The following is a 13035-nucleotide window of genomic DNA, read 5'->3' on the forward strand; positions in this document are numbered from 1 at the left end:
GCCGACAGGGTAACGCTACTGGACTTTACCATTGGGCGTAAGGGCTTACTCGGTTACCTTAAGTCGCTGAATGGTAGTAACATCGTAAAAGTTACGCCTTTCAATGACAGTGCTAGCGAGACGCAGGCTGTTAGTAAACGGCTTAAGGTGGTCTGTGGAGCTAATACCAGTCAGCTTGATGACGGAGCGTGGATAGGTGATAACACGCCGATGACACTCTGTGAGGTGAGGGTTACCTCTCGTAACGTCATAACGCCTAACATCGGCAGTCTGGAGCTAGCGGAAGCGCTATCGAGGGTATTACCCTTTACCGCTACTGAGGACACTCGACCAGTATTACAATGTGTCCTCTTTACGGCTAAAGAGGGTAAGCTAACGATGGTAAGCGCCGACGGCTTTAGACTGGCGGTAGTAAGTCTTGACTATGACGGAGAGGGCGAAGTCCTGATAAGCCGTGAGGATTTGGCAGGAATAGCTAACGCCTTACGGAGCGCCAAGAGAGCAAGGGTTAGCTTTGATGGTGAGGACATCAAGACGCTCACTATTGACACCGAGCTAATACGTTATACGTGGACTAGCTTGGATGGTAAGTTTCCCGACTATGAGAAGCTAATACCAATCGAGGCTAGGACAACCGCTCACTTTGATACTGTTGAGGCAGGTAAGGCAATCGGCACACTGAAAGCACTAGCCGACAGCAATTCCTTCCCGATAGACATTACCTTTGAAAACGGCTATATGGTAATGACAAGTCCCGATGATAAGGGGCAAGCCACAATGCCAGCCGATATTGAGGGTGAGGCTAACAGGGTGAGGATTGATGGCAGTTACCTTGCCGAGGCGTTAAAGGCGTGTGGCGGTATGCCAGAGCTAAAGCTCACCGATGGCAAGTCGCCAGTCCTCTTTACCACTAACGGCTATAAGCTGGTGGTAATGCCGATGTTGACTTCAGGGGTAAGGCAAGAGGATAAAGAGGCTAGCGAAGCCGAGAGCGAAGGGGTAGCCGATGAGGTAACGGAAGCCGAGCCAGAAGTTACCGAGCCAGAGGTAGAGGTAGCCGAGCCAGAAGCTGAGACAAAGCCGAAGCGTAAGGGCAAGGTAAGAGAGCCAGTCGCTGTAGCCTGAAATTGAACGCTTGAACTCATAAGAAAGCCAACGCAGAGAAGCGGGGGAGACCCCGCTTTTTTGCTTTTTTCAGGAATAGAGGGGTATTGCTCCCCAGTGCGTGGGAGTAATACCCCATCTCTTTATGCGTGGTAAGGGGCAAATCTAAAGAGAGGAGGTGAAACTGTGCCCATTAGATGGAGGGCGCTACTGGTAAGTGAGGCGATGGACATGGTCGAGGAGTTTGTAAACCAGGCCGCCGAACCACTTGCGCAGGCCAGGATTGTGGCTAATGAAGCCCGCAAGATACCCAATCTGCCCCAGTATCTTGATCAGCGCTTAGTACGGCTTGTTTGCGATATTGAGCGGATTGACTACATCAAGTCCTCGATCAAGGCTGTCCGTAATGATTTACCCGACGGAGCTATTGAGGTGGAGAGACGGATAGCCAGCCACGGCCGGCAGCCGGTATTAGTCGGCTAATAAAGAAACTAAAGAAAATATAGGAGGGTATTTGTGCCAAAAACAGGAGATTCTATGGTGAGTGATATCGTGGGGATATTTACCGACCCGATACTGGTATTCCCTGGAGGGTGGGGTGACACCTTACCCGACTGGATTAAGGGAGCCATCACGATGGACAGGCTGGAGTTGAGCATCAGGGCCTCTAAGGGGGAAGATGAAACCGGTACCGATGCCGAGGCCTGCGCCTATCTCTACACCGCCGGACTGAGTTTCCCGATGGATCACGACTGGAGCAGGATATATCTCTATGTCTCTACCAGAACTTATACCCGGCATAAAGGTGGCCAGATGCCGGAAGATATCCGGGTAGAGAGCCTTGATGACTACCAGATGGGTGAGCTTAAGAGGCTTAAGGACTGGATATACCGTCAGCGGGCCAAGGTAAGGCAGGAACGGGAGAGGGCGGATAGACGAATGGAGCGGGAGGAAGCTGAAGCGCAAAGCAAAGCTGAGCAGCCGGAGCTATTCGAATTCTAAAGGAATCTGATTTATTTGAAAGGCCTGAGGGAATATCTTCCCCCAGGCCTTTTGTTTTACGAATTCGCTGTTGCTTTTTAACGGGGATAGCTTCTCGGCAATAATTGACAGCGCTTTTTGACCCCTTCTCTGTACCTTTCCCTGTACTGATAACCAACCTTCCCTAAACAAAACATGACCACACTTTTCTTGCACGTCGCTAAAGACGGTAATATCAGCTATTCCGGTACCGTCCTCCATGATCACATAGACCACTCTCTTGCCATTTCGTGCCGGCGGTGTCTGGTAACGGATGACAGAACCAATAATTTCAACAGTACTTCCTGTAGGAATAGATGGCAGATCGATCATCCTGGTGATTTTACCTTCGTGCTGATAAAACTCTAGAGGATGGGCGCAGAGATTCAAGGACAGGATTTCGCTCTCGGCTAACATTAGTTCCTTATTACTACAAGACTTGGATCTCGCTACTTCAGCATCCGGTTCGCAGATATCAATAAAAGAGACTGGCCCCCTAAGCCCCTTACCCCGCAGTCCCATCACCTTGGGTAGTAGCTTAAGCAGCTCGCCCCTGCTACCAAGGGAATCAAAAGCACCAATCTCTAGAAGTCTTTCCAGCAACAGCCGACTCAAATTTGTCCTCGTGACAAAATCCATAAGCGATAGGTAATCGCCCTTATTCCTTCCTGATAGTATTGAGTTTAGTGCTTCTTCCGACATCCTCTTAACCTGCCTCAAGCTGACCCTTATTGCCCCGTTTTCAACGGTATAATCCGATTCAGACTTATTGATTTCGACAGGTAAGACTCTAACCCCGAACCTCCGGGCATCGGCTACCAATACCCGGCAAGGATAGTATCCCATAGGCTGGTTGGACAGAACGGCAGCAAAGAATTCTGCTGGATAGTGGCACTTGAGCCAGATAGTCTGATAGGCAAGCTCGGCATAAGCAGCGGCATGAGCCTTACAAAATCCATAGGCGGCGAAGGCGGCCAGCTGCTCAAATACCTTATCGGCAGTCTTCTGACTAATGCCTCTTTTGAGACAGTTTGAGATGAAAGCATCCCGCATTTTCTCCATCTCTTCATGCGTGCGGTCGTGGGTCATGGCCCGCCGGAAGCCATCTGCCTCGGCATAGCTCATTCCAGCCAGATCATGAGCTACCCTTAGTACCTGCTCCTGGTAAAGTATCACGCCCAGCGTTTCACCAAGGGCATTCTTCAGTTTCGGGTGAATGTATCTCACGGGCTCAGTGCCGTGTCTCCGGGGAAGATAGGTCTTATCCATGCTTGATTTCAAAGGCCCGGGCCTAACCAGAGACAGCGAAATGATAATATCCTCGAAGCAGTCCGGCATCATCCTGCCCGCCATCTCTCTTTGCGCCGGGGACTCAAGCTGGAACGTGCCTATGGTTTTGCCGTCTCTGAGCATGGCGAAAGTCTCGGGGTCATCCTTCGGAATAAGTCCCAGATCAATGTCGATACCGCGCTCTTTCTTAATATTAGCTATAGTATCGCCGATCACGGTCAAGGTAGGCAGAGAAAGCAGGTCTAGCTTAACTATCCCCAGGCTCTCTATGTCATCCTTATCGTACTGGCTGATGATGTCGCCGCCGCTGGATCTCTCGAGGGGGACCATGTCGGTAAGATCACCGCTGGTAATGAGCAGGCCACCCAGGTGAACCGAAAGATGCTTGGGGAATCCGTCGATAGCAGTACACAGCTGAAAGAAGCCGTTCAGGTCGTCCCTACGGTATATCCTATTGTTCTTGAGCTCGGGAAGACTATCGGCATACTTCATGAGCCTCTCAGCAGACAAGTAATGAATCCCCTTACAGGCCTCTTCTATTATCGCCTTCGGTATCTGCAGTACCTTTCCAACATCACGGATGGAGCCTCTTGCCATGTAGGTATTGATCGTAGAGACACAAGCAACATTGGCGTCACCATACTTACGGTGAATGTAATCTCTTGCCTCCTCTCGCCTTGTCCGGTCAACGTCGAGGTCTATGTCCGGAAGTTCCCTCCTCAAGGGATGCATAAAGCGCTCGAACAGCAAATCCTGCTCGATGGGATTGACGTTGCTGATATCAAGCGCATAAACAACCAGGCTATCCACAGCGCTACCCCGCGCCTGACATCTGATACCCTGTTCTCTCGCCCATCTCACTATGTCCCAAACAACTAAAAAGTAGCCGCAGAAGCCGAGCTTCCTGATCGTGTCGAGCTCATAATCCAGCCGATTCAATATCTCAGCAGTCACGACACGATATTTCCGCGATACTCCCGTATGAGCCATCTTCGTTAAATAACTATAATCGGTTTCCCCTTCGGGAATAGTGAATTTGGGAAAGCGAGGTTTCCCCAGCTCCAGTTCCAGATTACACCTCGACGCGATCACCTCGGTGTTCGCTAAGGCCTCCGGGATATCCCTGAACAGCCGCCTCATCTCTTTCTCTGATTTGAGGTACTGCTCTACGGTGCGGCAAGTCGCCAACTGAGAAACTGGTATATTCTGTCCTATGGCGTTAAGCATTTCCTTGATCCTGTACTCTTCCATCTCAGCATAATGGACATTATTGGTAGCCACTACCGGCAGGCCCTCTTCCCGGGCGAAACCAGCCAGCCTGTTAGTCTGCATATCTATTGTTCTTGAAGGGTAGCGGATGAGCTCGATAAAGAAATCGTCAGCGAAAACCTCCCGATAAAACTGCACCGCTTTACTGAGCTTCGCTTCTTCATTTCTGTAGAGCAATGACGGTATTTCACCTTTATCACATCCGCTTAGTGCTATTAGGCCCTCGCTGCTTACGGCAAGCATTTCCCTGCTGGTCTGCGGCTCTCTTCCTTTGCTGGACAGGTGGGCCTTTGTCAGCAACCGGCACAGTTTTGAGTACCCCTTCGTGTTCTTACAGAGCAGGGTAAGATGGTAGCCTCCTTCCAGAGTGACCTCAGCGCCTATGATCGGCTTAATCCCTAAAGCTTTTGCCTTCTGGTAAAACCTTACCGCTGCTGTCAAACGGTCATGGTCGGTGATGGCTAAGGCGGGCATATCCAGAGATACAGCTTTATCAAGGAGCTTGTCTAATGACGAAGCGCCGTCGTAAAAGCTGTATGGGGAATGGACATGGAGGTGGACAAAGGCCATCGTTCAACCTTTAATCCAGTATTCTTGAGATCAGCCACTTGTCGCTGCATTTGCAGAGTTCGTAGGTCCCGGTGCTGGTGTTTGCGGCGTTGACGCGGACGAAAAGACAAAGCGGCTCTTCATCCCACCAGGCTGCCGGTTCTCTCCACCAGTCGAGGACCCGCTCCACTCTATAGAGGCGCTTCCTCCAGATGAAGGATGTCTTGTTAGACGTATTATCCCGGTGCAATTGGATCGGTTCGTTGATAAGCTTCGACACAGCAATCTCTCACAATAGTTGTTGACTGATGATGGTCTTGAATGCCGATCAACTCAATACCGGCAAAAGGCTTGCATTAGATCCTAAAGCTTTCTTATCACCCCGATTACCCTGCCTTGCACATCAACATCATCCTGCTTGCAGTAAATCGGCTTCATATCCTTGTTCGCCGGCTGAAGGCGAATCCGGTCCTTTTCGTGGTAGATCTTCTTTAGTGTTACTTCCTGCTCGTCCTTCAGCCATGCCGCAACTGTCTCTCCATCCTGGGCGGTGCTGGCCTGCTGCATCACAACGATATCTCCGTCATCTATCAAAGCGTCAATCATGGATGTTCCCTTAACCTTGAGGGCGTATACCCCTTCAAGACCACGGGCAATTTCATGGGGTACTTCGATGCTCTCCTCTGCCAGGGCAGTCCAGTTATCGGAGTCAGGAACCGGGATAGGCTGACCGGCTGCAATCGTCCCCAATACAGGTATGGCATTTACGCCCGGCCTCTTCGTTAGCCCGATACTTCTGGAAATTTCTCGGCCGCGGCTGATATACCCTTTCCTCTCGAGAGCATTCAAGTGGTACTGGGCAACAGATGATGAGCTTATGCCGCAGTTTCGCACTACATCTCTAACAGAAGGGGAGTAGCCCTGGTCGCTGATGAATCGCGTGATGAAGTCCAGAATGCTTTTCTGCCTGTCGGATATACTTTCCATAGTTCTCACCTATAACAATTGTTCTATGGAACAAATGTTATAATAGAGCAGTAGTTTTGTCAAGCCTTTTTTGTCCAACTAAGGAATCATTTGTGGTATCATTTCTCTGTAATGCGGAGGTAGTCGGATGGCTGATTCAGCAAAGCTCTATATCGGCACTTCGGGGTGGTCTTACCCCAAGGGAGAGGGCTCATGGACAGGACATTTCTATCCTACCGGTAAGATTAACGAGCTTGAGTACTACAGCCAGTTCTTTAATGCGGTAGAGATCAACAGCTCATTCTACCGGCCGCCGAACCCTGGCTATGTCCATAACTGGGTTCGTAGAGTACCAAGGGACTTCCTATTCACAGTCAAGCTCTGGCAGAAGTTCACCCACCCCAATATGTTTGAGGAAGCTACCGGAGAGGAAGCCGCGATATCACAGGATGACGTGGATCTTTTCAAGCAAAGCATCGAGCCTATGGCCAATTCCGGTAAGCTGGGAGCGCTTCTTGCCCAGTTCCCGCCTAGCTTCAAGAATGACAGCTTTGGGCAGCAGATCTTGGCCGCGGTTATCAGCGTATTTGGTCAATACCCGCTTTCTGTGGAGTTGAGGCACCGCAGCTGGAGCGACGACCCGAGAACCGAAGCCATTCTCAGAAATCATAGTGTCTCTTGGGTACAGGTAGACGAACCCAAGTTCAGTACTTCCGTAGCACAGGAGCTACCCTTAACATCCAACATAGCCTACTTCCGCTTTCACGGCAGAAATAAAGAGATGTGGTGGATCGGTAATAGTGAAACCAGGTACAAGTACCTGTATTCAGAAGACGAAATTAGTGAATTGGCACAGAGAGTGAAACGTGCGTCACTCAATACTCGAATCGCCTTCGCCTTTTTCAATAATCACTGGCAAGCATTTGCCCCACGTAACGCAGTTTCAATAATGAAGCGGCTTGAACTACCTGTTGGCCGTCCCCCTGTACCTGACGATACAGAAAACGACAGGGAAATATAGATGCAATAATCACCATGAAGTAACATTCTAAGCTAATGTGACGTGTGGAAATTGGGTCTAAGAGGTTGGGAAAACAAATTTCCCCTCGCTTGTGTAGAATGGAATTAGTTTCGCCTCCACGCCAAATGCCGCATAGACTACGCGGACAAGGTCGTAAGCCACTCGGTCTGCCTCGAAGTTCCCTGCTACTTTCTTGCGAGGCACTATTAAATGCTGACCTTCGAACGTCTTTACCCTTCCATCCGAAAACATGAAACTGACACTTCTGGGAGCGTAGGGATTCAAGGTGTACCCCTTCAGGTTCCTATACTGAAGGTCAATTAGAAACTCACCTTTAACATGAAGTGCATCCACTATCGCCCGGTATAACCTCAAGAATGTAGCAGGGTATTCTATGACGGGAATTGAGTAGAGTCGTGGTTTGATACGAAATTCCTCTGAAGACTGGCGCCAACAGAACTCTTCGTCAAGAGGCTTCCAAAATTCCATGTGTCCATTGCTCATTAGCTCGAGATACCTAGAGTCTTTTGCCCCTTGGCGGACCCCTTCCTCAAATCTTTCAATCCGGGAATATTGCCCCTCCATATTCCAGCCTGCTCTTCTCGAACCTGGAGGACTCCCTAACAGTCTCCGGGCATCTTCCGACTCTACGTCGATAAGCTCCGCGTGTGGATTTGCAGGTGTTATCGCGACTCTGAAAAATGGTTTTTCGTCAATCTCTTCAACGAATCGTTGTGAGGTCGTGTCTGCCAGAATCTCCCCGTTTTCTATCGTTAGGAAGCGGGGAAACACTCCCGATGCTACTTTCTCTGAGATTCCCTTTCTTTGCGTCAGTACTTCCTGGGAAGATGTCATGGCGCTAAGTTGCACTTCGATCTTGGACAGCCTGCGAGCGACCAGGTCCTGATTGAACGCCTCACGGATTTCACTTAATGTCATTTCTCTTTTTCCGTCTTCATATCGTGTGTAGAACTCAGTCCGATTTTGAAACGTAACCATATGGGGGATCCGTGCACTAACAGGCACTCGGACGATTAACAACGGATTACCGTTTACGATGCGGGGTCGAATCTCCAAGTCATCTATACGTTCGGAGATGTGATCAAGGCATAGATATAAGATCGCCCGCCTAATCTTGTTTAAGTCCCCAACCATAGACGGCTCGTACTTTTGCGCACGGCCCTTTCCGTCATCACGGATGCCTATAATTAGATATCCTCCACCACCGTTGGACATCGAAACAATATCACGTAGTAACTCCAGCCTGTCTTGGTCATCTTGGTGGTTAACAGTCACCTTGAATTCCAGGTGCCGCCGTTCAGAAACATGTTCTCTTACGAGCTGATCAATTTCGGCGTCAGCTATTTCGTCAATCGATCTGCCTTCAAAAACCATTGACCTTTCACTCCCAGTGCCCAGATTATAGCACTAGCGTGAAAGTTTGGATATGTGCGACACATCTACGTTTTCTTACTGGTATCGCCATGTGAACGTCACGCTACTTTGTGCAAAAGGCATTCAATTCTTTTTTCGATGCTTATAACGCAATAGCTCCATGCCCTTTAGCGTAACCAGATGGTTGTACTATCTCGTATCCTCTATAGTCATGATACTCCATTGCATATTCCAGCTAGTATTCCCCCTTGTGTAGCACACCCAACTAGAACTGCAAAATAGGACTTCCACAGATTTAGTCGGAGAGCCGAGGCTATTGTAGAAACCACTATTGCCCCGGTACCCGGCCCCGGTATGGCAACCATAACAGCCAGCCCAGGATAGCCCCATCTTCCGAGGTATCTTTTGAACTTGGCTCGGCTTTTATCCGAAGCCCTGGTCAGAGAGTCAAATTTTGGTATGGTCTTGGTCACACCGAAGTAAATCGGGAAAAAGATTAAGGAGCTCAGCACAGCGGAAACAAAAATCAAATGGCATACAGATAGGTTACGGGGCAGTTCAAATGGCAATGATTTAATAATCCCAGCCACAGGCGACAGGAATAGAAGCATTATCAGGGACCGGGAATCAGTCAACTAGTGCACTCATTATAAGAATACAATGGGTTTGCGAGGGTAATTTAACTTTCCGGAGCATTTAAAGCTTAACGCGCTGAGCCATCGTGCAGTACATCCAAAGATGTTCCGGGAGATACTCTCAATCTTCGGTAAAAAAGGCCAGGTCAATATACGGTCCGTTAATGATAGCGCTTACTTGTGACATTTCAGTGAGATAGAACTCAACAGGTTGGAATTCGGACAAAATCTTATCTCTCAGTTCCCCTGCCGTATCGGGCTTATAGAAGTGTCCTACCATAACATGCAACTTCTTGTTTGCACTTCTCCCCTTCATTATCTCGAGCATGTTTTCTACCGCTTTAGCTACGGTTATATGCTTCGACACAGCCCGCGTTATCCCACCTGTAACGGCATCTATCTCCAGGACCGGCGCCAGAGGAACTGGGGAACCAGCCAGGGGACGTTCTTTGCCCAGTCTTCCGGACTTGTCGAAATAATAAAGGGAATCTCGCACTGATAGGGCGGACACACGCTGCACCATCTGACGGGTAATCCCCACTACCTCTGATAGGCTCTTTCCTTGACCCGCCACTTTTGCTGCCTCAATGGCAATAAGAGCCTCAGCACAGGCAATAGTGAGGGAATCAATCACCTCAATGACAACGCCAGGCAATTCCTGCTCAATGCTTTTCTTGACTCTTGTTACCCTTTCGTACTCTCCGGAGAAGCGGGATGTCATGGTGATATACAGAATAGCCTTGGCCCTCTGACTTATCTGCCAAAAGGCCTCTGCCATCTCCCCCGGAGAAGGAGGTGCGACGGTAGGCAGGTCTTTGCTCATAAGGCGGGAGTAGAGCAGCTCCTTCTCAATGGTAGTGTCTAGGTAGTCTTTGCCACCCATAGAGATATGGAAAGGTAATATCGTGATGTCATGTTCTTCTGGCACCCCTGGCGGCATTCTGGCAATACTGTCAACTATAACAGCTACTTTTCTCATTATTGTCCACCTATATATAATAGTGTGTGATTTCCTCCTTTTCTTTCATAGCAAATTCTCATTAATTAGTTAATTGAACCCGGCATCTAGCCATAACAGTATCTGCAAATGTTCTAGCCGATGCCAGATACTTCAGAATAAGGTATCGGTTGATTCTGGCGGCATTAGCTTGGCTGCTTTTGCTTCCTCCAACTTCCGCCTCAACTCTATCCCATCCATACTCTCCCTCTCCTTTAATTCCTTGGTAATTGTTTCAAGAAATTCCCTGTTTGCTTCCAGCAGGGCCTGTGCGCGTTTATAATTTTTGATAACCACGGCATGAATCTCTTCATCAATATCTCTGGCTGTTTCTTCGCTGTATTGCTTTCCCTGAAACGGATTACGATAACCACTCTGGAAAAGATCCCCATAGTCACTCAATGCAAGAGGCCCTAGCTTCTTACTCATACCGAAATCGCATATCATGTGCCTTGCAATTTGTGTTGCCAGGTATAAGTCATTCTGAGCGCCGGTAGATACCTGGCCACAGAACAATTCCTCAGCAGCTCTACCTCCTAGAAGTACTGCTATCTTATCCTCCAACTCCTCTTCGGTATAAAGATAACGATCCTGAAGCGGGAGCTGTTGAGTCATACCCAAGGCAGCTGTTCCTCTGGGTATGACAGAAACACGATGTAATGGGTCAACATGAGGTAGAAGTAAGGCCACTAGCGCATGCCCCATCTCGTGGTGAGCCACGGTGTTCTTCTCCTCGTCACTGAGAGCACGGCTCTTTCGCTCCAGTCCAATCATTACCCGATCAATGGCCTCCTCTAAATCTGACATCTCAACCGCTTGTTTACCTTGCCGGGCCGCAAGAAGAGCGGCCTCGTTAATCAAGTTGGCCAACTCAGCGCCGGCAAATCCGGGGGTGCGTGCGGCAATAGTGTGCAGATTTATATTGTGAATGAGCTTCACCTCTTTAGCATGGACTTTAAGTATCTCCTCACGCCCTTTCATATCTGGCTTATCCAAAACTATCTGCCGATCGAATCTCCCTGGCCGAAGCAGCGCTGGATCCAGCATATCGGGGCGGTTAGTAGCCGCCATTATAATCACACCCTTCGACGGGTCAAAACCATCCATTTCAGTCAGCAGTTGATTCAGGGTCTGCTCTTGTTCTTGCAGACCACCCATCACCACCCCACCACGCGCTCGGCCAACGGTATCAATCTCATCAATAAAGACGATACAAGGCGCGTTCTTTTTGGCTTGGTTGAAGAGGTCCCGTACCCGAGCTGCGCCCAAGCCAACGAACATCTCCACAAACTGGCTGCCACTCATACTATAGAAGGGTACTCCGGCCTCGCCCGCAGTCGCCCGGGAGAGGAGCGTCTTGCCCGTACCCGGAGGTCCAGTGAGCAGAACTCCTCTGGGGATTCTTCCTCCCAGTGCCTTATATTTTGACGGATTTCTGAGGAAGTCTACTATCTCCTTAAGTTCAGCTATGGCCTCATCTACTCCGGCGACATCACTAAAATTGATTTTTACCGAGCCCTTATTATATAACTTGGCCCCACTTTTCCCGAAGCTAAGAAATTGCTGCTGGCCGCTTCCCATACGTCGGATAATAAAAAACCATATCAATCCAAAAATAATTGTCGGTAGTATCCAGACGAGAAAAGTAGACCACAGGTTACTTGATATCACGCCTGAGAATTCGGCGCCGCTCTCACGCAGCTTAGCAACCAGTTCACTTTCGTCAATACCCGGTATTCTGGTCGTTACCATCGCCTGTTCGCTATCTTTCTGTTTCCAATTGATCTTCGACTCTCCAATACTCGCTTCTGCCACATTCTGCTCCTCAATAGCCTCAATAAGCTGGCTGTAAGGCACCTCCTTTGGCTCAATGCTTGGAGCCACCACATTACGGAAGAAGAAAATAAGTGATATGAAAATAATTATGTTGATTATAATCCAGTTATTACGGCTTTCTTTTTTATGCATCTTACTTCCCTCGGCACTTAATCACGTAAAGACATGCTATCTAATATCACATATGTTAATGCCTGGTATATTGAGATAACAGGCACATTTAGTACAGATGAATATCATCGTTTAACTACTCAAAAAGAAATCCTTAACCAGGTTGGTGAAGGCTAAGTCTATTGCCCCGAGTGCAATGCCGGTAATAGTGGATACTACTATTGCGACAATGGTTAAATAGGCCACCTCACGTTTAGAAGGCCATACAACTTTTTTCAGTTCAGTAGTAATATCGCGGAAAAATAAGACGATTCTGCCACCGCCTTTTGTATTGTCTTTCCTGCAGACTTTGTGTTGCGTGATCATAATCCCCTCGATCATCAGGAGCCTTAATTATCATCTACTCCCATACATTTGGTTAATAGATATCGGTTGCAAAGAATCTCCCGTTACTGCTCGGGCTGGCATGCTTTTCCTCGAGTTCCTTACAAGCGACACACAGAGCAGTATCAGGTAAAGCCTCCAAGCGTCTAGGTTCTATCTGTTGTCCGCATTTATCACATATCCCATAGGTACCCTGCTCAATCTTATACAGAGCATGCTCGACTGCTGCCAGATGGTTTTCCAGACTTATGTATAGACTGGCAGCTTTCACAAACTCCACGTCTTCAAGCAGGTATTCGCTATGTGCGAGTTGATTAAGCCTCGTACGTGAGCGCAGCCGCTCTCTCTCCAGATGTACCTGGACTTCACTAGTCATTACCGCCATATTTACTCTCCTTAAATTTGCTCAAAGCCTTCTACCTTTAATAGGTAAGTGTGACTGAAATAGTTTATATGAT

At 48.7% G+C, this 13035-nt stretch carries 12 protein-coding genes; 4 read left to right on the forward strand and 8 right to left on the reverse strand.

Annotation, left to right across the window (positions count from 1 at the left end; all coding sequences use genetic code 11):
- From PHI12_11520 to PHI12_11530, 3 genes are all read left to right on the forward strand, one after another.
- On the forward strand, positions 1–1125 hold a 1125-nt coding region (locus tag PHI12_11520), incomplete at its 5' end, for a DNA polymerase III subunit beta (protein MDD5511418.1).
- A gap of 165 nt (positions 1126–1290) precedes the next feature.
- Positions 1291–1587 carry a hypothetical protein gene (locus PHI12_11525; GenBank protein MDD5511419.1) on the forward strand — a complete coding sequence of 99 codons (297 nt, stop codon included), beginning with the start codon at positions 1291–1293 and terminating at the stop codon, positions 1585–1587.
- A 33-nt stretch (positions 1588–1620) separates the two neighbouring features.
- Positions 1621–2106: a hypothetical protein gene (locus PHI12_11530; protein MDD5511420.1), complete on the forward strand. Its 486-nt coding sequence runs from the start codon at positions 1621–1623 to the stop codon at positions 2104–2106.
- Here PHI12_11530 and PHI12_11535 read toward each other — a convergent pair.
- From PHI12_11535 to lexA, 3 genes are all read right to left on the reverse strand, one after another.
- Positions 2092–5253 carry a DNA polymerase III subunit alpha gene (locus PHI12_11535; protein ID MDD5511421.1) on the reverse strand — a complete coding sequence of 1054 codons (3162 nt, stop codon included), beginning with the start codon at positions 5251–5253 and terminating at the stop codon, positions 2092–2094. The two genes, PHI12_11530 and PHI12_11535, sit on opposite strands and share 15 nt — an antisense overlap.
- Before the next feature lie 10 nt (positions 5254–5263).
- Entirely contained in the window at positions 5264–5512 is a 249-nt protein-coding gene (locus PHI12_11540) for a DUF6504 family protein (protein MDD5511422.1), read from the reverse strand.
- An 83-nt stretch (positions 5513–5595) separates the two neighbouring features.
- Positions 5596–6219 carry a transcriptional repressor LexA gene (gene lexA / locus PHI12_11545; protein MDD5511423.1) on the reverse strand — a complete coding sequence of 208 codons (624 nt, stop codon included), beginning with the start codon at positions 6217–6219 and terminating at the stop codon, positions 5596–5598.
- 127 nt (positions 6220–6346) lie between these two features.
- Between lexA and PHI12_11550 the strand changes: the two genes are divergently transcribed.
- Positions 6347–7219, forward strand: coding sequence for a DUF72 domain-containing protein (locus tag PHI12_11550; protein MDD5511424.1), 873 nt, complete (start codon positions 6347–6349; stop codon positions 7217–7219).
- Positions 7220–7276: 57 nt separating this feature from the next.
- Here PHI12_11550 and PHI12_11555 read toward each other — a convergent pair whose 3' ends face one another.
- The 5 genes from PHI12_11555 to PHI12_11575 all read right to left on the reverse strand — a co-directional run bounded on the left by PHI12_11555 (position 7277) and on the right by PHI12_11575 (position 12962).
- Positions 7277–8614 (reverse strand): putative DNA binding domain-containing protein, encoded by a 1338-nt coding sequence (locus tag PHI12_11555; GenBank protein MDD5511425.1) that lies wholly within the window; start codon positions 8612–8614, stop codon positions 7277–7279.
- Positions 8615–9370: 756 nt separating this feature from the next.
- Positions 9371–10228, reverse strand: coding sequence for a DegV family protein (locus tag PHI12_11560; GenBank protein MDD5511426.1), 858 nt, complete (start codon positions 10226–10228; stop codon positions 9371–9373).
- Between the two features lie 132 nt (positions 10229–10360).
- On the reverse strand, positions 10361–12214 hold the full coding sequence (gene ftsH, locus PHI12_11565; GenBank protein ID MDD5511427.1) for an ATP-dependent zinc metalloprotease FtsH: 1854 nt from the start codon (positions 12212–12214) through the stop codon (positions 10361–10363).
- Positions 12215–12325: 111 nt separating this feature from the next.
- A complete protein-coding gene (gene secE / locus PHI12_11570) occupies positions 12326–12559 on the reverse strand; it encodes a preprotein translocase subunit SecE (GenBank protein ID MDD5511428.1) in 234 nt (77 codons plus the stop codon).
- Between the two features lie 52 nt (positions 12560–12611).
- A complete protein-coding gene (locus PHI12_11575; GenBank protein MDD5511429.1) occupies positions 12612–12962 on the reverse strand; it encodes a TraR/DksA C4-type zinc finger protein in 351 nt (116 codons plus the stop codon).
- Positions 12963–13035: the final 73 nt, after the last annotated feature.

The organism is Dehalococcoidales bacterium (genome assembly GCA_028716225.1).
Classification (GTDB): domain Bacteria; phylum Chloroflexota; class Dehalococcoidia; order Dehalococcoidales; family UBA5760; genus UBA5760.

Coding starts and splice junctions, on each gene's coding strand:
- PHI12_11535 (MDD5511421.1), bottom strand. CDS start 5,253: ATGGCCTTTGTCCACCTCCATGTCCATTCCCCATACAGCTTTTACGAC.
- lexA (MDD5511423.1), bottom strand. CDS start 6,219: ATGGAAAGTATATCCGACAGGCAGAAAAGCATTCTGGACTTCATCACG.
- PHI12_11550 (MDD5511424.1), top strand. CDS start 6,347: ATGGCTGATTCAGCAAAGCTCTATATCGGCACTTCGGGGTGGTCTTAC.
- PHI12_11555 (MDD5511425.1), bottom strand. CDS start 8,614: ATGGTTTTTGAAGGCAGATCGATTGACGAAATAGCTGACGCCGAAATT.
- PHI12_11560 (MDD5511426.1), bottom strand. CDS start 10,228: ATGAGAAAAGTAGCTGTTATAGTTGACAGTATTGCCAGAATGCCGCCA.
- ftsH (MDD5511427.1), bottom strand. CDS start 12,214: ATGCATAAAAAAGAAAGCCGTAATAACTGGATTATAATCAACATAATT.
- secE (MDD5511428.1), bottom strand. CDS start 12,559: ATGATCACGCAACACAAAGTCTGCAGGAAAGACAATACAAAAGGCGGT.
- PHI12_11575 (MDD5511429.1), bottom strand. CDS start 12,962: ATGGCGGTAATGACTAGTGAAGTCCAGGTACATCTGGAGAGAGAGCGG.